Origin of the sequence: Ferrimonas pelagia (genome assembly GCF_039543565.1) — a bacterium.
Taxonomy (GTDB): domain Bacteria; phylum Pseudomonadota; class Gammaproteobacteria; order Enterobacterales; family Shewanellaceae; genus Ferrimonas; species Ferrimonas pelagia.
This window is the reverse complement of record NZ_BAABJZ010000068.1, coordinates 1-23091: the sequence shown is the minus strand read 5'-3', so window position 1 is coordinate 23091 and position 23091 is coordinate 1. Positions and strand designations below refer to the sequence as shown.

Below are 23091 nucleotides of genomic sequence, written 5' to 3'. Positions count from 1 at the left end.
TTTAGGACTGATATCGCTGCTGGGTCATTATCAGCGGCTCAAAGGTTTAACTTGAACCGCCGTGGTACGGAACCGTATGCCCGGTGGTGTGAGAGGACGGGGGCCGCAAGGCCCCCTCCTACTCGATGCAGGTTTTATACCAATCAGCTGAATGGCTAAATACTGAGTGTGATTGGTATTACCCCTTTTTCGGTTCAACGGGCAGACAGATCTTGTCTTAACCGGTACACATCGTAGCGGGTGGCACTAAAGTGTGAGCTCCAACTTTCCATCAGCTTAGCGGCGCGTTTTTCGGAGTTCATGTGCTGTTTCAGCGCCTCGAAGAAGTTCGGATCGGCCGGCGCCATGGCGCTGTGATCTCGGTATGGGATCACCAGCATCAAGGAGGGAGCGCCAGCCACAGGGCGGGACCAAGACCAATGGTAAGGCCACTCCATCGCCTTGGCCTGCTCGCTTAAGGCTTTGACATCGCTTTGCACGCCCGCGGCATGGCCAGGACGGATCTGATATTGGGTGACACCGAAGTAATGGTAGTCGGATGTGTCTTGTGGCCAGTGGCTATTGGCCACGTCCAGCGAGCTGTAGTTATGGCTGATCGTCGCGACAAGCGGGGCGACCGTCTCTTGCCAGTGGGCACCGGCTTGCTGTTCGACCGACCAGGCACGGTAGCCGTCGATCTCATCCCAGCCAAAACAGCAATTGCGGATCACATAGGTGTCCATTTGATCCCCTAACACCTGGACAAACACCTGCCATTGGCGCGGATCCTCGTTCTGTTGACGGAAACGGAGATGGGTTTTGAGCGCTTGCTCGAATTGGTCGCTTTGACCTGGATTCGGTGTGACAAACCACATGTCGGCGAGCGACTCATCCGCTTGGGCGGCGGTGGTAAAGGCCAAACTAAAACAGATCACCAGCCAGATCGCTAAACGGGAGAGGTATGGGTGCATAGAGCCTCCTTGGTAGCAAGAGCGGCATCGGTGTTGGCAGGGGCGTTGTGGCACGATCCGTATAATAATAGTGTCGAGTCACAGCGTGTCTGCACTTTTTGATACCAAGTAAAAATCGCCACTAAGCTTGGCAGACATGGTAGAGGCTTGCAGATAAAAAGCGGGATAAAGCGCAGATGCAACAAGGCCGCAGCTTGAACAGCTGCGGCCTTGTCTGAATATGGAGGCGCGTCCCGAAGTCGAATCGAGGTCCACGGATTTGCAATCCGCTGCATAGCCACTCTGCCAACGCGCCATATTGTGTGCTGAGGGGGCCTCCCCCGAAAGCGAAGCTGATTACACCAGAAAGCGGGCTGGCGTGCAATAGTCTATCAGTCTGTTCGCTCACTCATTGTGCGGTTCGCCAATTAAAACACCAAATGAGAGACTGGCTGCGTAATTTGTGCGCAGCGCGATAGCAGGAAAGAGGTTGGTACGCTGAATGGAGCCCAGAGCGACAAGAATGGTGATTGCGCTGGGGAGATCTCGCAGGTGGTGATTGCGCAGGGGGAGAGCTCGCAGGTGGTGATTGTGTAGGTGGTAATTGCGCTGGTCTTCATTGTGCCAGCATAGGATGAAATGGATAGGACGCAGGGAGCGAAATGATGACAGTCAAGGGATGGTTGGGCTTGGGGTTGGTGTTGGGGGCGAGCCACGCTCAAGGGATGGCGAATGAACCGACTGAGCATGCCGTGAAGGTGGATGGTCATTATCGGCCGCAGCGGGTCGAACCGGCACCGCATCGAGGGGTCGATTATCTATTTGATCTCGCTTGGGACAGTAAGTACGTGTCGGAAGGGCGCAGAGAGCTGGATCGCGGCGGGATCTTCTGGGCGGGTACCGGCGTGCAATGGGATGATCTGTTGCCATTCGCTGGCGTGGGGCGAGGCGACACTGAGCACTATATTGAATGGAATTTTGGCCTGGAATATGGATTTTCCCTGACGGATTCGGTGGAAGCCAGTGTGGGTTACGAACGGATTGAGATCTACGGGGATGAACGCGATGACGATAATGAGCTGTTGGCTGCGCTCGGTTATTCGCGTTGGGACAAGTTTGAACCCGCGCTGACGTACCATTACTCGACGGGCGCGGACGGCCATTTTGTCGAGCTGTCCATCCACAGCCATTGGTCGCTCACCGAGCAGATAGTCGTGTCGCCCTACGTTTTGCAGGCATTCGATTATGGATTCGTTAATGAAGACTATCGCGGCGCAAATCATCTGCAGCTGGGAGTGGAGGCCGAGTGGGCGTTGTCGGAGGCCGAGTGGGCGTTGTCGGGGCGCATTTGAGTACGATGTGGGCACAAGGGAGCATCAAGGATGAAGCTCGGTTGGTGGGTGATCAGGTCAAGGATGAAAGCCTGTTTGGCGTGATGATGAGCATCGCCCTATAGCGAGATCTCATCCTGCCGCTCGGGGCTTGCCTGTTGCTTTGTAGATCCGCTATCGTGTCTCTCCATTTATCCGGAAAAAGCTTGTGGTATCGGGACGGTAGACTTTGTCTAGCCAATCGATAAGTGAACTATGTCAAAGATTAATCAAGATAGACTGATCCAGCACTTCCTCGATCTGATTAAGATCAACAGCGAATCCATCAATGAAAAAGCGATCGCAGAGACGCTGGCCGAGCAGTTAGGCCAGATGGGCTTTGAGGTAAAGCAGCTGGCGGTACCGGCGGAGATCTCCAACGGCTTTAACCTGTATGCGAAGCTGGTGGGGACGCTGGACGGCTCCATTGCATTGAGCTGCCATATGGACACCGTCGCTCCGGGTAACGACATCAAACCGGTGATCGAAGATGGCGTGATCCGCTCTTCGGGCGACACCATTCTTGGTGGTGACGATAAATCGGGGATCGCCGCCATTATGGAAGCGGTACGCGCCATTTTGGAGCAAGGCTTGCCACATAAGACCATTGAGCTGGCGTTTACCGTGCACGAAGAGGGCGGACTGCATGGCTCTAAGCTGTTTGAAATGGAACATATTGAGTCCAACGAGTGCATCGTATTGGATTCGGGCGGCGAGATCGGCACCATCATCACCGTCGCTCCGGGTCAACAGAACATTAAGGTAACCGTCAACGGTAAGCCTGCCCACGCCGGTCTGGCGCCGGAAGAGGGGATCAACGCGCTGACCGTGGCGGCCGATGCCATCAGCCAGATGAAGTTGTCCCGTATCGACAGCGAAACCACCGCCAATATCGGTGTGGTTAGCGGCGGTCAGGCGACCAACGTGGTGATGCCAAGCCTGAAGCTTGAGGCGGAAGCACGCTCGTTGTGCGACGATAAGCTGGCGGCGCAGGTGGATCACATGATCAGCACGTTCGAAGCGGCAGCGCAGAAGCACGGTGCAGTGCTTGAGATCGACACCAAACGTGCCTACAACGCGTATCAGATCGCGGATAGCGATCCCCTAGTGCAGCGTGTTATGGCGGCATTCGAAGCGAATGGTGTGGTGCCGCAAACTCAGTCGACCGGTGGTGGTTCAGACGCCAATATCTTCAATGGTAAGGGGTTGAAGACCATCAATCTGTCTACTGGTATGGCGAAGGTACACACCTGTGAAGAGTACATCACGGTTGCAGACATGGTGAAGATCACCGAGTTTATGCATACTTATCTGAGCCGCTAAGCCAACGTGAGTTTGGTAACCAACCCGAGGCAGTCAGCCTCGGGTTTTTTGTTTCTAAGCGCCCGCAATGCGCATTCGACTCAGAACTAGATCAGTTCAGGATTAGCTTGCTGCAGAGGCCCTCACAAGCTCAGGAGCTCAGCGTGAGGGGTCGCAATGATAGACTGCAGTTACGTGATGGGTTGTAAACAAAAGAGTTGAAACCAAGCCCGAGAGGAGAAAGTCACGGACAGGATCCGTGCTAAGTCGCCGCGGAGCGGATTAAATGCGGTAAACTGCTGATCTTCAGTGTTACGCCAACCTTCGGCGTCACGATGTGCAGCTCATGGAGTGATATGGAACGGGTTACCATTGTTGTGGATGTGCAGAACATCTATTACACCACCAGGCAGATCCACGGCTGTCACTTTGACTACAACGCTTTTTGGCGCCAGGCGACGCAGGGCAGGCAGGTGGTGAAGGCGATAGCCTACGCCATCGATCGGGGGGACGAGAAGCAACGCCAGTTTCAAAATATCCTTCGGGCCATCGGCTTTGAAGTCAAGCTCAAACCCTATATTCAGCGCGCTGACGGCAGCGCGAAGGGCGATTGGGATGTGGGGATCACGCTCGATGCGATGGAATATGGCCAAGACGCGGATGTATTGGTATTGGCCTCCGGCGATGGCGATTTTGATCTGCTGGCTCAGCGTCTACAACAGCGCTACCAGACCCAAGTTGAGGTGTATTCGGTGGCGGCACTGACCGCGAAAAGCCTATTGGACGTCGCCTCTAAACATGTCCCTATTGAAGGCCCGCTCCTGCTCAAGTGAATCATTTGAGTTAACTTCATTTCAATGGCTTAGCAAGCGTGTTGGCGGCTCCTGGGTCGTTCCGAGATCGTGATCACGGAACGGTTATTTTGACTGCTCCGTGCCATGCCTCAGTGAGGAGTTTGGTCATATAGTGTCTGACAAACCCTCGTTTAGTACAGGAGTAGTCAGTGAAAAAGGGGCGACTAAGCTGGTTGATAGGATGCTTGGTCTGGGGCCTGCTTAGCACCCAAGTGGTCGCGATGGAGTTGGCGCGCGAGACTGAGATCACCATGCCCCGGTTCTTTGGTAGCGGCATGGTGCTGCAGCGAGATCGACCGATCCCATTATGGGGCAAGGGACAGCCGGGTGCTCAGATCCAAGCGGGCTTTGTTGGTCAGCCAGACACCGTTACTCGTGTCGACGATGCTGGTCGTTGGCGATTGCGTTTGCCGGCCCAAGCGACGGGTTCAGCTAAACAGTTACAGATCCGCATGGGCCAAGGCAGTGAGGCGAAAAGCCTGATCTTCGACGATGTCTTGATGGGCGAAGTTTGGCTGAGCTCGGGGCAATCCAACATGTGGTGGCCGATGCGTCAGATCGCAGAGCCTCAGTTGGATCCTCGCTTCGTTAATTTACCCAATGTACGCATGCTGCAGACACCCAGAGTCGGTGCAACATTGCCGGCAGAGGATCTGGCCGACGCCCGGATCGATCCCCGTGTCGAAGGCCAATGGCAAGCGGCCACCTCAAACGCTTTACCTAAAATGTCCGCCGTTCCGTTTTACTTTGCGCAGGCGCTGCAGCAGGCATTGGAGGTGCCGGTTGGGATCATCGTTAGTGCCTATGGCGGCACCAGTATTACTCAGTGGCTTGCACAGCCTGAGCCTGCCGTTGTCATGCCGGGCTTCGGCGACAAGGGGGGTGCAGGCGCTTTGTATAACGGCATGTTGGCACCGTACGCAGGACTGCCGATCCAGGGGGTGCTCTGGTATCAGGGAGAGAGTAGCTTGGCTCTGCGCCATCATTACGCTCAATTGCAACTAAAGCTGGTCGAGCAGTTTCGCGCCGACTGGCAACAGAAGGATTTGCCGTTTTTCCTGGTGCAGTTGGCCCCGTACAAAACCGACAGAAAGTGGGCGGAGTTGTCTCAGGCTCAACTGGAGGCCTATCGGATGGGTGAGCATATGGGATTGGTGATCACCAACGATCTTGGTGGCAGCGATATCCATCCCTCACGTAAGCAGGAAGTGGGTCTGCGTTTGGTGCGTTGGGCGCTCAAAGAGGTGTATGGCCAGTCAGAGCTGCTTGCTACCGGACCATTGGTGCGTGATATTCAGCCTGAAGGGCAGGCCCTTAGGATCGCATTTGATTTTGTCGGGGTAGGCTTACAAAGCAAAGACCAACAACCCCTTCGTTGTTGGGAAGTGGCTGGTGAGGCCGGTGCTTTTGTGCCCGCTCAGGCCTATATCGACGGCAAGAGTGTGCTGGTCCGAGCCGAGTCTGTCGAGCGCCCTGTGCGGGTTCGCTTAGCCTTTGATGGCGCTGCTGAGCACAACCTGATCAACAGCGAGGCACTGCCAGCCAGTCCATTTCAATATCACTTGGCGGATCTCGCCTCGACAATAGAACAAGAGTAAAGGGGTGCTATGCAAAGTGTACTGAAGATCGCTCTGGCTGGTACGCTGAGCGTTTCGGCGAGTTGGGTCAGTGCTCAGGACGGCTTAGCGGATGAGGCGGTCACGCTGAATCAGATCGATCCCGCCCAGATGCACGTTGAGCAATCGCTGCGCCAAGATGAAGCTCACCGTCCATACCGAGTGCCGCAACAACGCGAAGATGGAGTGGTGGTGGCTGATCTGTATGAGCGTTTGTCTGATGCTGATGGGATAGCAACTTTACGCCAGCAGATCGGCGCCGGTAAATATGGCAATATCGACAGCTTGTTGATCAGTCACCAGGGGCAGTTACTGGTTGAGGATTACTGGGGCGATGGGGCGCAGGACACGGCTCACTTTCAATTCTCTATTACCAAGAATCTGATGTCATTGGCCATTGGCAAAGCGATCGAGTTGGGGTTGATCGCCAGTGTGGAGGAGCGGGTGCTTGTCTATTTCCCTGAGTTGGCGAGCGTCGATCTGGCACCCGGTGCCGATCGGATCCGGATCGTCGATCTGCTGACCATGCGCTCAGGGCTGAACTTCGATGCCGCCAAGCTCGACGCTCAGGGGCTGGATCTCGACAATCACGTTGCGCGTTATCTGAGTCAATCGGGCCCGATCGTGCCAGGTCGCCAGTTCCAATATCAAGGCGCCGACACCGACATTCTCAACCATATATTGCATCGGATCAGCGGCCAAACGCTGGCTCAGTTTGTTGACGAGCACTACTTTGGACCGATGGGGATCAGCAACGTATTTTGGGAAGCCTCGGCTTGCGGTTTGGTGAAGGCCAGCTCGGGATTGCATTTAACTTCGAGGGACATGGTGAAGTTGGGATCGATGATCTTGGCGGACGGCGAGTATCAGGGGGAGGCCTTGGTTAATGCCCAGTGGGTGCGGGAGTCAACCAGCCCGAAGACGCCCAATGGCAAATATGGCTACTATTGGTGGACTGAGAATTTCTGGGTCGACGGGGTGGAAGTGGAGACGATCTCGGGACGCGGTGCCCGGGGGCAGTTTATTTATATGATGCCAGAGTTAAAGCTGGTGGTTGTGGTGACCAGCAGCAACAGTGGCAAAGCGCGACGGGCACCGTTTGATTTCACGCCTCAGTACATTCTGCCTGGATTTATGGGGAGCCGGTGATAGCAAAAAACGCAGCCAGAAGGCTGCGTTTTTACTATGGCTGATCAGGGCTTATTGGCTGCTGGCTGGCTTGCGGTTGCCGCTCGGGCGACGGCGACGGTTGCTGTTGCCGCCTGGCTTGTTGTCGCCACCAGCTGAGTTGCCAGAGCGACCGCCACTGTTGCCACGGCGGTTGCCACCGGGCTGACGGGCGCGCTCGCTGTTGCGATGCTGGCTGTCGCTGCCGTGATCACGCACGCCGCGCTGGCCGTCTTGATGCTCGGACTGAGGCTTGGCTTTCTTAGGCTTCTTTGCCTTCGGTGCACGCAGGGCTTTGGAGGCGGGCAGTGGGTGTACCATCTCGTAGCCATCCATTTCAACCCGCTCGAGGTGGCGTTGGATCAATTGTTCGATCTTCACCAGCAGCTCATGCTCGTCGGCACAAACCAACGAGAAGGCTTTGCCGGAAGCGCCAGCGCGACCGGTACGACCGATACGGTGGACGTAGTCTTCGGCGACCTGCGGCAGTTCATAGTTCACGACCTGTGGCAGTTGGTCGATGTCCAGACCTCGGGCGGCGATGTCTGTGGCCACTAGCACACGGATGCTGCCATCTTTGAAGTTGGCCAATGCTTTGGTACGGGCGCCCTGGCTCTTGTTGCCGTGGATGGCGGCTGCGCTGATCCCACCCTCTTCGAGATAGCGGGTCAGCTTGTTGGCACCGTGCTTGGTCTTGGTAAAGACCAGTACCTGCTGCCAGTTGTTGTCGACGATCAGATCCACCAACAGCTTTGGCTTCTTCTTCTTATCGACCGGGTAGAGCAGCTGATCCACCGTGGTTGCGGTGCTGTTCTTCGGCGTCACGGAGATCTCGACCGGATTGTTCACCAGCCCTTTGGCCAGCTGACGGATCTCGTCGGAGAAGGTGGCGGAGAACAACAGGTTTTGTCGCTTCTTCGGCAGGTAGGCCAAAATCTTTTTGATATCGCGGATAAAGCCCATGTCGAGCATGCGGTCGGCTTCGTCGAGGATCAGCACTTCCAGATCGTCAAAGCGGATGGCGTTTTGCTGGTAGAGATCGAGCAAACGGCCCGGGGTTGCCACCAAAACATCGACGCCACCGCGCAGCTTTTGCATCTGTGGGTTGATCTTCACGCCACCAAACACGATAGCGGAGCGCATCGGCAGATTCTTACCATACAGCTCAACACTTTCGCCGACCTGGGCCGCCAGTTCACGGGTTGGAGTCAACACCAGAGCGCGGGCCTGGTTGTTGCGCGCGCGTTTCCCTTGAGACAGACGTTCCAGCAGCGGCAGGGTGAAACCGGCGGTCTTACCGGTACCTGTCTGAGCGGCAGCCATTACATCCTTACCCTCTAAGACGGCAGGGATCGCCTGTGCTTGGATCGGGGAGGGGGTGTCGTAGCCTTTTTCAGCAACGGCAGCAAGGATGGGGGCGGACAGGCCCAGAGAGGTAAAACCCATAGAATGATCTCTTAATTCAGTGAATGGCAGGATAGCCACCGCTAAAGCGGGGCGTGCAGCGTACAGGATAGCCTACGCCAGTGCAATGAAATGCCTTGTAACGCCGGAACTTAGTTCTAGGTCAATACGGACTATGTCAGAACTCCGTTAGCATAGGGCTACATAGGTGTGTATCTCATTCATAAACGGTTAGAACCCTGAGCTTAGGGCGAGGGGTATACAAGGAGTTGCAGTATGGAACCATCACCGCTTAGCGTCCCATTCCGTGCGTTGGGATCGACCGCGCAGATCCCGGCACTGGGTCTGGGCACCTGGAAATCGGAGCCGGGTAAGGTATACGACGCGGTGCGCACCGCGATACAACTTGGCTATCGCCACATCGATTGTGCCTTTGCCTACGATAACGAGGCGGAGATCGGCGATGCGATAGGCGATGCCATCGCCGCTGGTGAAGTCACGCGGGCCGAGTTATTTATTACCTCTAAGTTGTGGAACAGCTTTCATCAGGCCGATATGGTGGCGCCGGCTTTGCAGCAATCCCTGTCAGCACTGAAGTTGGATTATCTGGATCTGTACCTGATCCATTGGCCCGTGGCGTTTCGCGCCGGGGTCGGTTTTCCTGGCAGTGGCGAGGACTTCCTCTCTCTGGAGCAGGTGCCGTTGCTGGAGACCTGGCAGGCGATGGAAGCGTGCGTAGACTCAGGACTCGTCCGGCAGATCGGGGTGTCCAACTTTAGCCAACAGAAGCTGCAAGCGTTGATGGCCAATGCGCGGATAAAACCGGTCAACAACCAGGTGGAACTGCATCCCTATCTACAGCAGCCAGAGCTCGTCAGATATTGCCACGAGCATGGCGTGCAGATCACCGCCTATGCGCCGCTAGGCTCGATGGATCGGCCCGAATTTCTCAAGAATGACACCGATCCCAACCTGCTAGCACACCCGCTGATCAACGCGATCGCCACCAAGCATGGCGCCAGCGCAGCTCAGATCTTATTGGCCTGGAGCCTGGCGCGTGACGTAGTGGTGATCCCCAAATCGGTTAACCCGGATCGATTGGCAGAGAATCTGGCGGCCACCCATGTGGTGTTGGACGATGAGGATATGGCGCAGATCGGCGAATTGGATCAGCATTACCGATGCGTAACCGGCGCATTTTGGCAGATGCCGGGCAGTCCGTATACGATCGCCACGCTGTGGGATGAATGAGGGGAGGTATCGGGCGCGGCATGCAACATGTGTCGCGCTAGCGAACGTCTGGCTCTGAGTAACATCAGGCGAACCGGATCATTCGCCTGCTCCGCCAAGGGCTTATGCCAACGACATCTCAAAGGTTAAGCGCTGCGCTGCGGTTGGGAAGATCAACTGGATCTCCAGTTGCTTTCCGCGCCATTGGGTGGTGCTGCTGACCTCCGGGCACTGGGCTTGTGCCTGCGCCAGCAACATCTGGAAGGGGGCCCGAGCGGTGGCTTCGTTTTTGGCCTCGATGGCCAAGCTCATTACCTTATCTTCTTCTGCGATCACTGTGCCGATCTCCACGTGACCATCGTCGCTATCAACGCTGACATTTTTTTCAATATTCTCCATAGGGCTACCTCAAAACAACGCGCAATCGTAAGTAACGCAGTATAGAACGCGTGGATTGACCTGCGCGTTTACTTGCCGTGCGGCAGAGAGATTGAAGCCGAAACTCGGCTAAGTTACAACCCATGGCTGCGCGCGGTGATAAACGGTTAAACCGCCAGTCAGTGCTTGATGCTGGCGAAAGCCGTGCGCGCAGGATGCTGCGGCGTTTTCGCAGTGAGGTGCGCAATCAAGGGGTTGATCCCATTTCCACAGCAGGCGGTCAGTTGAGCGAGGTTTAACAAAAAGCCAACAAAGAGCTTGCGCGTTTCAATTACATGTGTAATCAATAGTGGCACAAACGATTACGGATGTAATTCACATGACAGAGATCTCACGGAGTGAGTACGAAGTGCTTGAGGCGATCTGGTTGACCCACCCAGCGTCGGCTCAGTGCATTATTGAACGACTCAATCAAACCAAGCCTTGGCATGACAAGACGGTGAAGACCCTACTAGGCCGTATGGTGAAAAAGGGCGCCATTGGGTTTGAGAAGCAGGGCAAATCCTATCTGTACTTCCCTCTATTGGATCGCGGGGCTTATCAGATCGCACAGAGTCGCAGCCTGATCAACCGTCTGTTTGGCGGTCGTGTGGCGCCGATGGTGGCCGGGTTTGCCAAGGATCAATCCCTCGACAAGCAAGACATCGAAGAGCTTAAAGCGTTTATTGAGCGTTGGGAGCAAGAGCATGATTGATTGGCTCTGGCACCATACGCTGCTCCTCAGCGTATTTGCTGTGCTGCTGTTGATGGTCCACCGCCACAGCCTCAAGTTACTGGGGGCGCATACACAATACCGGTTATGGGCTTTGTTGCCGCTGAGCCTGTTGCCGCTCGAGATCTTGCCGCTGTGGTCTGGCTTGGCTCCGTCGACTTCGCCGCTTGGCGACCTTTTTGCAATCCTGCCCCGTTACTCCACGTCTGCGGCGCAAGGGTTAACGGAAACCGTGAGTCAATTAGGCCTGCTACGCCCTCTATTCGCCTTGTGGGCGGCGGGCGTGATCGCCTTGTTTGTGGCAGCCTGCGTCGCTGACCGATCAGGCCGAGCCGGGCAGAGGGGCTCTCATCCCTTGTGGCGCGATCCGACCGGCTTGCGCCGTCCACTGCGTATCGATCCCGAGGCACACAGTCCCTATCTGCGCGGTTGGCTTCGTCCGGTCTTGGTGCTCCCTGCCGGCTTCGATCGGATCTACACGCGCGAAGAGCAGGCGCTGATCCTGTCGCACGAGTCGGTCCATTTGGCGCGCTTTGATCCCCTTTGGAACGCATTGGCCAGCTTGCTGGTGCTGCTGTTTTGGTTCAACCCGATGATCTGGTTGGCCTACTTTCGTTTTCGCAAAGATCAAGAGTTGTCCTGTGATGAGCGGGTTTTGACCGACCAACCCAAAGCCACTCGAATTGTCTATAGTCGCGCCTTGATCAAGTGCGTCGAAGGGCAAGGGATCCGGCTGTTTACTCAACTGCACTATGGAGACAAACACACCATGACGGAACGACTTACTCAGATAAAAACCGGGGCGCGGATCAGTCGCGTGCGCTCGATCTTGGCACTGCTGGGCGCTGGGACAGCACTGCTGTTGGCCAGCGGGCTCAGTCAGGCAGGGGCAGAGCGGCAGATTGACGCCAAGACGGTGGCAAAATGGCCGGTGCCGGTGCATCGCGTTGAGCCGCGTTACCCAGTCAAGGCTGCCCAGCAACATATCGGCGGTCATGTGGTGATGAAGTTTGATATTAGCGCCACAGGGTTGGTCGAACATGTCAGCGTGGTGCGCAGTGAGCCGGAGGGCGTGTTTGATGATGAAGCGGTTCGCGCGCTGGAGCAGTGGCGATATCAGGCGTCGTCCGCTGGCTACACCGACTCGTTGGTGCAACTGGATTTTACGATGGATGGTGCTGAAGCGCCGCAGATAGAACGGCTGACAGTGAAACCATAGGGCTGTTTGAACGGTACGATCATATAAGGCCACCGAGAGGGTGGCCTTATTCGTTCAGAGCGACTGCCCTTACGGCAAGATGATGTGCGGGACGAAGCGCGACAGATCTTGTGTGATGCGGCTGTGATCTTCGCGCACCGACATGCCGGCGGCGCTGTCACCGACGATCCAGGAGCCGATCAGCGCGTGGTCGTCGCCGAATTTGGGTAAGTCGGTATAGCCTTGGTAGATCACGCCCTCTTCGCCGTACTCGCCACCGGAGCTTTCCACCACTTTGCCATTGTCGATGATCTCGATGTTGGCGCCTTCGCGGGAGTAGATGGGCTTCTTCACCAGCTTGGATTCGGTGCAGGTGTCCATAAAGTCCGGGAAGTAGGCGGGTAGCAGGTTGGGGTGGCCTTTATGGTTGTGCCACAGCACCGGCAGGATCGCCTTGTTGGATAAGATCGATTTCCAGGCCGGCTCCAGCCAGCGCACCTGCGCTTTTTGGATGTACTGGGCAAACTCTTCGCGCAGCATAAACTCCCATGGGTAGAGCTTGAAGCAGGCACGAATGTCTTCGCCATTGGCATCGACAAACTGATCGTTATCGCCCAAACCAAAGTGTTCAATGGCGCTGTAGCGTGTTTCCAACCCTGCTTCGGCGGCGCAGTCTTCCAGATACTGAACCGTACCGCGATCCTCGATGCTCTCTTCGCACGAAGCAAAGTGCAGCGGTAACGGCGGCCACTGGCTCTTGAGCTGGGCAAAGCGGTTGATCAGCGCTTCCTGGATGCCGTTAAACTGATCGGAGCCCGGGGCAATGCTGCCGTCTTTGAGCCGGTCTTCCAGCCAAAGCCACTGGAAGAAGGCCGACTCGTACAAGGAGGTCGGCGTATCGGCGTTGTACTCCAGAAACTTGGCGGGGTTCTTGCCGTCGTAAACCAGATCCATCCGGCCGTACAGGCTCGGCTCTTTCATCCGCCATGAGGCGGCGATCAGATCCCAGTGCGCTTCTGGAATGGCGAAGCGGCGCATCAGATTTTCGCTGTTGACCGCTTCCTCCACCACTTCGAGGCACATTTGATGCAGCTCTTCGGTGGGGGCTTCGATGTCGTTTTCGATCTGATCGAGGGTAAACGCGTAGTAGCGGCTTTCATCCCAGTACGGCTCGTCGTACATGGTGTGGAAATGAAAACCGTACTCTTTGGCCTGCGCTTGCCAGTGGCTGCGTGGAGTGACTAAGTGACGCTGCATTTAGCCCCCAAAGCTACGGCTGGTGTTGCGGGAGGTGCTCGTGCTGCTCCGCGCTGCAGCCTGAGATTTTTGCGCCGCCATGGCGCCGAAACCGCCGGAGCGGGTGACACGAGTCGGTGCGCTGGCTTTTTGGAAGGCGGAAGGGGCAGCGCGTACGGTGCGATCGCCGCGATTGCCGACCACGTCGCCTTTGCCGGTGACCAATTTGTCTTTGATCGGCGAGTTCGGCGCCGACGAGGAGTAAACCGGTGCCTGACGGGGGGCGCTGCGGCCGCCCATCATGTTACCCATCATATAACCCATCATCATGGGCATAAACCATCCACCACCGGAACTGGCTTGCTGTGGCTGACCACCGTCAACGCTGCCGTCGCCATAGCCGCTGTTTTGCGCCAAGGTGTTCTCGGGCGCAGCTTCGCAGTTACCGACGCCAAAGTCGGCTTCACACTGGGCCAGTCCGTCGAATCGTGGGGCGGTGGCCAGATGATCCACCTGCGCGGAGCCAAAGACCTGATCGCACAGGCCGGGTTGATCAGGGTATACCTGTTTACACTCTGCGGCGTTGCGGTAGATCTGGGCTTCTTCCTGCTTAGGGGCGGGGGCACAACCGCTCAGTACCATAGAGACAGAGATGGCCAGGGTAGTGACCATTGGTGCTGACTTGCGGAAACGGGCGCGACGCACATTACTGCTGCGTTTCATGGACTCTCCTTAGTAACTCATGCACGCGGCATTGAGCATGCCGACGCTGATATTGATGCTGGCCAGTACGACGGCACCGGCTATTTTGTCGTTTTCGATCTTTTCAACGATGCTCGGCAGCAGGATGAAACGCACCGCGGTGAAGGTGATCAACTGTGCGGCCATGGCGATCCCCGCCCAGATCAGAAAATCGCTGTAGGCAACTGAGTTTTTGGCTGCTGACGCTAACGCTAACGTAAAGCCAAGCAAGGCGCCACCGATGCTGATCGCGGCTGAGGTATTGAAGTCTTTTTTGACCAACTGCCATTCGTCGAACGGGGTCAACAGTGCATAGAGTACTTTGAACAGAACCATGGCGGCGAGGCCGGTTCCAAAGTAAGTCATAAAGGGCAGCAGCCCCTCGAGTGAACCTGTCATGATGATCGTTATCCTTGTGGCTAGATCGAACGGCTTTGATTTGATTAGAAGGAGTTATCGCTGAAACCGGTGCAAATGACAAGGTGAGTCGGCAGTTCTGGCGGAAAAATGAATGTTTATTAACACGGTTGCTCCGACGTCATAAAACTCTCTTCAACTGTCCTTAGAGATTGTTGAGGTCAAAGCGGTTAAAAACACCGGTTATTGATGGCAGTTTATTGATCATCAACGAGAGTCATGTGGTGAACATATCGATGGAGTGCTGAAGCTGTTTCGGCAGCAGCGGCGCTCGGCCGTCGGCTTTGAACGAGGCGCAATGGCTCCGCTGAGCTCAGGGTTTCCTTGGTCGGTTACCCGGCTGTGTGTTGAGGTGAAGGGCTCCGGGCAGGGGCAGGTTACGATTTAACACAATTAAAAGAGGCCTATTTAGGCCCCTTGTTGGCACATTGGCATCGGCCTAGGCGGCTTTTTGATCCTTCTCTTGCTTAGTAGCCGGTGCGGCGGATGCGAGGGTCTTATCCAGATCTTTCATCATCTGGCGAACGCGTTTGTTATTGCCTTTCTTAGACATAGTGAACTCCTTTCCGTGTCAATTCGCCCCCATCATAGCCATCGATGAGCGAAAACAGCAAGAACGGTGAACAAAGCGTTGCTTCAAGGGGACGTGGTTGGTGGTGTGTGTTGGCTGGAATCATGGCCTTTGTGTTAGGAGTGCAGTGCGCAAGGACATTTGGCGATCAGTTTCGCTCGGAGCGATTCGTGTGGATATCGAAAGCGGTGCCATCAGCGTCACGGCGCCAGTAAAGATGAAAGGATAGAGGCACCAAAATGTCTTTGTCGCTCTTGGCGTTGCGAACGTGGGCCTGCATTAGCTAACAAGGCGTCGATACGGATTAGGAGCGTCTAGCACTTTCAAATTTAGTTGACCACTACAAATCGATTAATGGTTATGTTAGCTGGTGGCGTTCATCATCTAACGCGACGGTCTGTTTCTGTCGATGCGATCTCAAGGAGTCAGAGTTGGTAAAAGTCGCTGTTGTTTATTTTACGAGAACCGATGTCACCGGGCAGTTGGCACAAGCGATCGTCGCCGGTTTGCAAGAAAACCCTCTTACCGAGGTTATCGAGCATCGGATCGACGGGCAGGAGATCATCGATGGTCGTTTCGTTAACCCTTCATTATTCGAGTCCCTGTTAAGTTGCGATGCGATAATCATGGGCTCGCCAACGTATATGGGCGGGGTGTCGGCCCAGTTCAAAGCATTTGCAGATGCCAGTAGCGATTATTGGGCCGAGCAATATTGGTCAAATAAAGTGGCGGCGGGTTTTACCTGTGGTAGCGCGCTCAATGGTGATCAGTCGAGTAGCCTGCAGTATCTGATGACGCTGGCAAGTCAACATGGCATGTATTGGGTTGGTTTAGATACGGCGCACGGTGGTCGGGATTTTGGTTTGAATCGATTGGGTTGCCAGTTGGGTGTCGTGGCGCGATCTGGCAACGGTGAGGTGCATGAAGTCGATTTGGCATCAGCCCGTTACTTGGGCAGGCGAGTCGCCAAGTTGGTCAGACAACTGAGGCGATGAAATCGAACACGGGGTGCAGATCCCGGTCATTGAGGGCTCCCTGCCGGCTTTCCATGTTCCATCTCCATGGTCTATCTCCATGGTCCATGTTCGTCTGAATTAACTTTTGCTTCAGCGTTCCCTGTCCGTGCTCTATCCGGTTGACCTGAAAGAATAAAGGCGAGGGCGGCTATCCGTCGTCGTTAACATTGAGTGACAATTCAATACAAACGTAATGCGATTACGCTCAGGTTCTTGAACAGGGTTGTTCCTTGTTGTGTGACGATGCGCGGGTCCATATGATGGATCGGGACAAGCAAACAGTAATGACTCGACAGGAAGTTCAGGGAGAGAGCAGATGAAGAATACGTTCAATGACGCCATGCCGGATCAACAAGGGTATTTTGGCGAATACGGTGGCAGCTTTATCCCGGAGGAACTGCAGCAGGTGATGGATGAGATCGCCACGGCGTACGATGAATGTCGCCAGGAGCCCGGCTTTATCACCGAATTGGCCCGTTTGTATAAGCATTTTGTCGGTCGTCCCAGCCCCATTTTCCACGCGCAAAATCTGTCACAGAAATACGGTGCCGATATCTACCTCAAACGGGAAGATCTCAACCACACCGGCGCACACAAGATCAACCACTGCCTCGGCGAAGCCCTGCTGGCGAAAAAGCTGGGCAAAAAGAAGTTGATCGCCGAGACCGGTGCCGGTCAGCATGGGGTCGCTTTGGCCACGGCGGCGGCGCTGGTGGGATTGGAGTGTGATATCTACATGGGCGCGGTGGACATCGCCAAGGAGCATCCCAACGTAGTGCGAATGCATATCCTCGGTGCCAAGGTGATCTCGGTGAATGAGGGGCGGCAAACCCTCAAAGAGGCGGTGGATGCCGCGTTTACCGCTTATCTGCAAGATCCCCACACCCAGCTGTACGCCATCGGCTCTGTGGTCGGGCCGCACCCGTTCCCCATGATGGTGCGGGATTTTCAGTCCATCATCGGCAACGAAGCGCGGGTGCAGATCCAGGAGATGACCGGCGATCTACCGGACAACCTGGTCGCTTGTGTCGGCGGCGGCTCCAATGCCATGGGCTTGTTCAGTGCATTTCTGGACGACAAAGATGTGGCGCTCTACGGGGTCGAGCCGGCGGGACGCTCCATCGAACAGCCCGGCGAGCATGCCGCGACTTTGTCGCTGGGGGAACCTGGTGTGATGCACGGTTTCAAGTCGTACATGCTCAAAGACGATGCCGGCGAGCCTCAGGAGGTTTACTCGGTGGCCAGCGGCTTGGATTACCCGTCGGTGGGCCCTCAGCACGCCTATCTCAAAGACATTGGCCGTGCCAACTACGTCGCGATTGATGATAACGAGGCGATCGAGGCCTTCTTTAAATTGTCTCGCCTCGAGGGGATCATCCCCGCTATCGAGTCCTCCCATGCGCTGGCCTATGCGCTGAAGTTGGCCAAACAGAAGCCGGGCAGCTCGATTTTGATCAACCTGTCGGGCCGTGGCGATAAGGACATCGATTTTGTGGTGGCGCAGTACGGTGCCCAATATGGGATCGAAGGCCAGTAGCGGGCCGCAAGCTGCAACGTGCTAAATGAAAACGCCGACGGATGTCGGCGTTTTTTGTCTCTGCGCGAGGCGTTTCGCAAAACAGGTCTGCGGATGGGTCGAAGATGGCCCGGTTGAGTACGATCGCACGCTGGCACTGCAGTCGCCCGGCGGGGCGCAGCAGTTCGTGGCGGGGTCCCGTATACCGATGGATGTTGCTCTGATCGCGGTTGTGGCTCATTAACATGGCATTGTCGCAGCGAAATTGATCTTAGCTGTCCGCTGGCGAGGCGCAGATCCGATCCTCAGTGCGATCCCGTCGTCTTGCACAGGAGCCGTGGGAGAGAAACGCGATCTTGATTGAATCTCTTCATTGTCTATTTCAAATCAGATGCTTGGTGCTTGTATAGCCTGAAGCTTTGGTGCAGAAGCGCTTGAGCACAGTGGCGCGATTGCCTACAATGCCTCGTTTTTTATTTCTTGATAGGCCATAACATGAGCGACACGAATTCACGTCCAGAGCTACCGGATCACCTGTCGGGCAACCCGCGCAGCCCCCATCATGTAGCGGAGTGCTTCGAGCACGAGATCGGGATCCGCCTCAATGGCAAGGAGCGCTTCGATGTCGAGGAGTACTGCATCAGCGAAGGTTGGGTGAAGGTTCCTGCGGGTAAGGCACTGGATCGCCGCGGTCAGCCAATGCTGATGACGCGCAAAGGCGAAGTAGAAGTCTTCTACAAGTAAGCGATGCTGACTCATTGCATTGAGTCCTGCCGGAAAAAGGGCCTGGAGTGATCCAGGCCCTTTTTGTCTCTGAGGACGCCGCGCCATCTCGCCATGGTTGCGACGTTACATGGATAGGACAGCGTCCTGATCGTTAGCGACGGGATAACATTGAACCGCCGACATCGGAATAGCGGCACGCTATTGCTACCTTGTGGGTGCTTTAACGGCCATTCTCGGGCCAGTGGTGCCGGTCGACAAAACAGCCGACGTGATCAGGAAAAACAGCAAGGTGTAGGATCAGGACGCTGCTTGCTTGATCTTAGGGTGAGACGGATTACCCTATACGCGGTATTGAGTTGGAGAAGTAACCCTGTATGTCCTTACCACCCTGCCCGAAATGCCGATCTGAATTTGTCTACCCAGATCAAAATCACCTGATCTGCCCTGAGTGTGCCCACGAATGGAACCCAACTGAGCCCTCGGCCGATGAGGATGCGCTGATCGTCAAAGACGCCAATGGCACAGCGCTGGCGGAGGGGGATAAGATCACCCTGATCAAAGATCTGAAGATCAAAGGCAGCTCTCAAGTGCTGAAGATAGGCACCAAAGGCGTGATCCGCTGGATCAATGACGGCAAAGACCATCAGCTGGACTGCAAACTGGACGGCGCCGGCGAGATGATGGTCACCGCGAAGTTCGTCAAACGCGCCTGAGCAGAGACTTGGATTGCTGGCGGGAATTAGCTAGATTTTTCGGATAGTATTGACCGGATAACGTGCCAATGCATGTACGTATTGGCCGCTTTGTTGTTTTCAATGGCGTTGTTCGAGCTGATATAAATCGGGCAATGTTACATTGCCTTCGTTCAACGGTCGACTCAATGTGAGTCTGACCTTTGGTTACGCAGATACTGAACTGAAGGCGGGCAGCCTAGGCGTCCATCACTCAGTGCTTTGCTTTTCCTCGGTCATTACGGGCATGGGCAGTATCGGTAAAGACTGGGCCCTTGAGCACTGCATTTTGACGCCGCTTTAGGCGGTTTTGTCATTGAGCACTTGATAAAATGCGTCATTTCGACTGCCGGACTTTCCCTCGATTGTCTTCAATCATAACAATGTTATAGTCCGGCATGTATGTTGATGTTGAGACATAGTGGGAAGTCGAATGAAACTAATTAATTACCAAACGTTCCTGAATATAGCTAAGTATCGAAACCTTTCGCGCGTGTCTGAGGTCATGGATACGTCACCTTCGACCATCTTACGCCGGATCCAGTCACTTGAGGATGACTATGAGACTAAACTCGTTAAAAGTCACCCAAAGGGGATCGAGCTAACATCGAAAGGTATGTTGTTTGGCGAACATTGTTATAACACATTAAATATGGATGATGAATTAAGAAGGAGATTGGGCTGCGACTCTGACCATCAATTCAAATTGACGATAGGTATAAATCCTTCTTTGGGAGATTATTTGGTTAGTGAAATGATGACTGATTCAATCTCAAACATAAAGGACATGTCCGTACATGTTAGTTTTCTATCGCATGAGCAAAGTGACAATTTGAAGGATCTAGTTCTTTACTTATTGCCTAGTAACATTGTTGCAGAGAATTATGATAAAGTTCACGTTCACAGTAGCGACTTTCTATTTTGTGCTTCGGAACAATACTTACATAAGCATGGCTCAATTGGCGATATAAATGAACTGTATCATCACCAGACTATATATACGGAAGTGGCCTACTCACGTGATATATGGACATGGCAACACATAAGTGGGCGAAGCGGTATACTTCCCATTGAGCCTAAATACCGCTCTATGTCATTCCAAATGAGTAGCGTTTGGCTACAGCAAAACCTAGGGGTTACGTTATTACCACCATCAATGGCAATTGAGCAAAAGAAAAATGGTGCCCAAATATTGTTTGGAGGATTCTACTTTTCACGAGTAGAGATGTATCTATACATTAGGCGGGACTATCTAAGTTCACCCGAGGTCAAGCAGGTCGTAGACGAAATTTTAACTTATTTTAGTCGGCTAAAGTGAAGTGGACCAATGATGATTGGTAGTGTTGTAATTACAGAACGTTTTATGGAAAGAAAGAGCAATCAAACAAGTGAGATGTGGTTTACCCGTTTGATTGCTCATTATAATTGTTAATTAGAATCCAAATTGGCTGTTCAGATCTACGATCCTTGCACGGTAATGAGTATTATTGTTTTTGGCAGAAAGGACATCTATTTCCACCTTCACCTCTTTACTGTCGTAGTCGATTTCGTTGATCTTGCCAATAGTGCGTTCGCCCCGGTTGTATAGGTGAACTGACCCACCAAAACCAAACATGGTGTTTTTATCTTCGGCAAACTCCACATTGGAAGTAATTGGCGAATACCAGTCATAGCCACGTTCTTTCCCATACTCCCAAGTTTGTTGAACAGTCATGTCTTGTTCATTAACTTTGTACTCAACGAAGCGAGAGTATTTCATAGTCGGTATCGCGGGTTGGTCATGGCCACGACCATCGCCGTTGTCGAAGACGGTAACATTACCGTTAGACTTGTTTAGCCATGCGGTGTGCTGAGTATAGGTAAAGTCGAAGTCATCTTCGCACACCCCTTTGTCGGTGCACTTGATTGGCTTGCCATCAATATCGACAGGTGTTAGCAGTTTTTGTGATAACTCATCGTTCCAACCTTCACGTGGTGCCAAAATCCACTTAACTTGCTTGTCACGCGTTACTTTAGCCACACCTTGGTGTCGGAATGAAAGGATTATCGAATCGTCAGAGGCATCGTATTCAATGGAGTTAACGTGTGCCCAGTTGCGTCCAGCGCCGACACCAGGAGTATCTCCATAGGCGATTTTTTTGAGCTCATCCATGTCCATCGTTTGTCCAGCCGCATCGAGATCGACATTCACGCATACGGCACCAATGTCTAAAGCGCTCAATAGCGCATCACGGTATGGATCGAAGATGACGTTGAGATCCCAGCGATCAACAACATTGTCAAATTCATCAAGTTCCAGAATTTGATCTCGGACAGTGATAACTTGATCGCCAACATCATTCATATAATCACGTTTAGCAACTCTTATGAAAAAGTTACCATTGTCACCGCGTAACATTTCATGGGATGCATCGACATACCCACGCGGTAGCCTTTTTTGCTCCACTTTACCGAGTAGATTAAAGGTACCGAAAGTACTGCCTTGCACAAAGGTATAGCTACCTTTTCCTGTATCATTGAAACCCATAAAGTATCCGCGGTCTGCTAAATCCCAAGATTCGGCGTCAAAGACAGCTTCACTATTTAGCCACCAACGAATATCACCATTTGTATCGACAATATAGGTTTGTGGTTCCGCCTCAAAAGCAGCAGAGCCTCCTGCTAGCGCACCTTCGATCTTTGGAGCACCGGGTGGCTTACGTGCAGCCCAAGTGATTTTAGAACCATCGGTTAAGTAAGTATGAGAGTTCACCATATACAATCGGTCTTCAAACCCGCTAGCTATTTTTTTTACTTCGGCCGTCGGGATCCTAGTGACATTATTGGTGTCGATACTTTGGCTGCTTACTGGATTGGTCATAATAGAATAGGTTTCTTCTATTTTTTGACCATCCTTGAGGTAAGAAACCTCAACCTGATTGTTATGATCGGCGTATAGGCCAAAAACAGGGATGCCGTCACTGGTCAGTATATTTTGCATGCCGACATCATAACTGATGTCAACACCGTTACGTCCCTTTCCTTTCACCATTACACTAACGTCTGATATCGTATTGCTACCCAAATCAATGATAGCGGTTAACGGTGAGTTCCCATAGGGGTTAACATATATAGTACCTAACTTGCCCTGTGGCTTTGTAGCCGGGAAAACACCAGCGATAGCGACGCTGGTAGTGGCGCATAATAGAACGGATAGGGCGACTTTGCTTTTTCTATTCATCATTTTACTCGCTAGGTTAGTCTAAGTACGTACGAGTGTGTATGGACATCGAGAGTAAAAGAGAACATAAATGCCTATTTGGACCGTCGGCCTGTAGTTAGCCCAGTCTCTCTAACCTCAACTCGCTTCTTGACCCTTGTCGGGTTGTGCTTCACTGACAAATGTACGAGTGCAGGGGAGTGACTCGCAAGCACAGAAGTGCAGCGTTGGGATTGCAAAAAACGGAAAGAAAAAATCCACACTGATCACAAATGAGAAGAAACCGATGAAAAGCTTATCATTTTGTAGGATGTCAATGGGGTACCGCCAGTGTGGAATGTGCAAACAGGCGTGATGTAAGTCACCTTTCTGGAGGGGAGGCAGATGCTTATGTGAATAGGTTCACGCTTATATAGGTCCGCTATATTTGTGTCCGCACTATGCAGCTCTGTAGTTTTAGAACATTAGGTGGAGCTCGTGTATAAATGATTGCTTTATTAATTTTATATCGGAAATTGGATGTCTGCTCTCGTCTTAGATACGATTAGGCTGAGGTGCGTTTATCAACGAGTATTTGGTGTGGAATATGGTGGTCTAAATAACTGTTCCGAAATGTAGATCACTGAGTTCTCAGATTTGGAGGGAACTCGGCTTCCATTGTGCGATCTGATCAATCGCCAAAAAGAAAAGTTCGACAAGGAAGCCGAGCCCCATGATG

The 23091-nt window shown here is 53.6% G+C and carries 20 protein-coding genes and 1 tRNA gene; 13 read left to right on the top strand and 8 right to left on the bottom strand.

The features are described 5' to 3' along the window. Nucleotides 1-194: 194 nt before the first annotated feature. Together ABEA08_RS10715 and ABEA08_RS10710 are read right to left on the bottom strand one after the other, a co-directional pair. Complete coding sequence (locus tag ABEA08_RS10715) at nt 195-950, bottom strand: hypothetical protein (RefSeq protein ID WP_345335292.1); 756 nt, start codon at nt 948-950, stop codon at nt 195-197. Nucleotides 951-1171: 221 nt separating this feature from the next. Further along, nucleotides 1172-1245 (bottom strand) — tRNA-Cys (locus tag ABEA08_RS10710). A gap of 349 nt (nt 1246-1594) precedes the next feature. On the opposite strand from ABEA08_RS10710, the gene ABEA08_RS10705 reads away from it, so the two are divergent. The 5 genes from ABEA08_RS10705 (at nt 1595) to ABEA08_RS10685 (ending at nt 7220) form a co-directional block, all read left to right on the top strand. Then, on the top strand, nt 1595-2281 hold the full coding sequence (locus ABEA08_RS10705; RefSeq protein ID WP_345335291.1) for a hypothetical protein: 687 nt from the start codon (nt 1595-1597) through the stop codon (nt 2279-2281). 234 nt (nt 2282-2515) lie between these two features. Next, the gene (locus ABEA08_RS10700; RefSeq protein ID WP_345335290.1) at nt 2516-3622 is read left to right on the top strand and encodes a M20/M25/M40 family metallo-hydrolase; all 1107 of its coding nucleotides are present in this window, start codon (nt 2516-2518) and stop codon (nt 3620-3622) included. Nucleotides 3623-3957: 335 nt separating this feature from the next. Further along, nucleotides 3958-4434, top strand: coding sequence for a LabA-like NYN domain-containing protein (locus ABEA08_RS10695; RefSeq protein ID WP_345335289.1), 477 nt, complete (start codon nt 3958-3960; stop codon nt 4432-4434). Between the two features lie 170 nt (nt 4435-4604). Then, nucleotides 4605-6053, top strand: coding sequence for a sialate O-acetylesterase (locus ABEA08_RS10690; RefSeq protein ID WP_345335288.1), 1449 nt, complete (start codon nt 4605-4607; stop codon nt 6051-6053). Between the two features lie 9 nt (nt 6054-6062). After that, complete coding sequence (locus tag ABEA08_RS10685; RefSeq protein ID WP_345335287.1) at nt 6063-7220, top strand: serine hydrolase domain-containing protein; 1158 nt, start codon at nt 6063-6065, stop codon at nt 7218-7220. A 51-nt stretch (nt 7221-7271) separates the two neighbouring features. Here the strand turns inward: ABEA08_RS10685 and ABEA08_RS10680 are convergent, their stop codons facing one another. Continuing rightward, nucleotides 7272-8684 carry a DEAD/DEAH box helicase gene (locus tag ABEA08_RS10680; RefSeq protein WP_345335286.1) on the bottom strand — a complete coding sequence of 471 codons (1413 nt, stop codon included), beginning with the start codon at nt 8682-8684 and terminating at the stop codon, nt 7272-7274. A gap of 234 nt (nt 8685-8918) precedes the next feature. On the opposite strand from ABEA08_RS10680, the gene ABEA08_RS10675 reads away from it, so the two are divergent. Beyond that, a complete protein-coding gene (locus ABEA08_RS10675) occupies nt 8919-9893 on the top strand; it encodes an aldo/keto reductase (protein WP_345335285.1) in 975 nt (324 codons plus the stop codon). Nucleotides 9894-9995: 102 nt separating this feature from the next. Here the strand turns inward: ABEA08_RS10675 and ABEA08_RS10670 are convergent, their stop codons facing one another. Then, entirely contained in the window at nt 9996-10271 is a 276-nt protein-coding gene (locus ABEA08_RS10670) for a DUF406 family protein (protein WP_345335284.1), read from the bottom strand. A 358-nt stretch (nt 10272-10629) separates the two neighbouring features. Between ABEA08_RS10670 and ABEA08_RS10665 the strand changes: the two genes are divergently transcribed. Next, nucleotides 10630-11004, top strand: a complete 375-nt coding sequence (locus ABEA08_RS10665; RefSeq protein ID WP_345335283.1) for a BlaI/MecI/CopY family transcriptional regulator — start codon at nt 10630-10632, stop codon at nt 11002-11004. After that, nucleotides 10997-12241, top strand: a complete 1245-nt coding sequence (locus ABEA08_RS10660; protein ID WP_345335282.1) for a M56 family metallopeptidase — start codon at nt 10997-10999, stop codon at nt 12239-12241. Before ABEA08_RS10665 ends, ABEA08_RS10660 begins: the two co-directional genes overlap by 8 nt. A gap of 69 nt (nt 12242-12310) precedes the next feature. On the opposite strand, the gene ABEA08_RS10655 is transcribed toward ABEA08_RS10660, so the two are convergent. From ABEA08_RS10655 to ABEA08_RS10645, 3 genes are read right to left on the bottom strand one after another with little or no spacing between them, the layout of a single operon-like run. Next, nucleotides 12311-13477: a glutathionylspermidine synthase family protein gene (locus ABEA08_RS10655; RefSeq protein ID WP_345335281.1), complete on the bottom strand. Its 1167-nt coding sequence runs from the start codon at nt 13475-13477 to the stop codon at nt 12311-12313. After that, on the bottom strand, nt 13478-14179 hold the full coding sequence (locus tag ABEA08_RS10650; protein ID WP_345335280.1) for a DUF1190 domain-containing protein: 702 nt from the start codon (nt 14177-14179) through the stop codon (nt 13478-13480). A 9-nt stretch (nt 14180-14188) separates the two neighbouring features. Continuing rightward, entirely contained in the window at nt 14189-14596 is a 408-nt protein-coding gene (locus ABEA08_RS10645; RefSeq protein WP_345335279.1) for a DUF350 domain-containing protein, read from the bottom strand. 1020 nt (nt 14597-15616) lie between these two features. Here ABEA08_RS10645 and ABEA08_RS10640 point away from each other — a divergent pair. From ABEA08_RS10640 to ABEA08_RS10620, 5 genes are all read left to right on the top strand, one after another. Next, nucleotides 15617-16180 (top strand): flavodoxin family protein, encoded by a 564-nt coding sequence (locus tag ABEA08_RS10640; protein ID WP_345335278.1) that lies wholly within the window; start codon nt 15617-15619, stop codon nt 16178-16180. Between the two features lie 337 nt (nt 16181-16517). Beyond that, nucleotides 16518-17738, top strand: coding sequence for a tryptophan synthase subunit beta (gene trpB / locus ABEA08_RS10635; RefSeq protein ID WP_345335277.1), 1221 nt, complete (start codon nt 16518-16520; stop codon nt 17736-17738). A gap of 474 nt (nt 17739-18212) precedes the next feature. Then, nucleotides 18213-18461 carry a DUF3297 family protein gene (locus ABEA08_RS10630; protein WP_345335276.1) on the top strand — a complete coding sequence of 83 codons (249 nt, stop codon included), beginning with the start codon at nt 18213-18215 and terminating at the stop codon, nt 18459-18461. 356 nt (nt 18462-18817) lie between these two features. After that, nucleotides 18818-19156, top strand: coding sequence for a zinc ribbon domain-containing protein YjdM (locus ABEA08_RS10625; RefSeq protein WP_345335275.1), 339 nt, complete (start codon nt 18818-18820; stop codon nt 19154-19156). 451 nt (nt 19157-19607) lie between these two features. After that, on the top strand, nt 19608-20492 hold the full coding sequence (locus tag ABEA08_RS10620) for a LysR substrate-binding domain-containing protein (protein ID WP_345335274.1): 885 nt from the start codon (nt 19608-19610) through the stop codon (nt 20490-20492). A gap of 114 nt (nt 20493-20606) precedes the next feature. On the opposite strand, the gene ABEA08_RS10615 is transcribed toward ABEA08_RS10620, so the two are convergent. Next, nucleotides 20607-22394 carry an aryl-sulfate sulfotransferase gene (locus tag ABEA08_RS10615; protein WP_345335273.1) on the bottom strand — a complete coding sequence of 596 codons (1788 nt, stop codon included), beginning with the start codon at nt 22392-22394 and terminating at the stop codon, nt 20607-20609. Nucleotides 22395-23091: the final 697 nt, after the last annotated feature.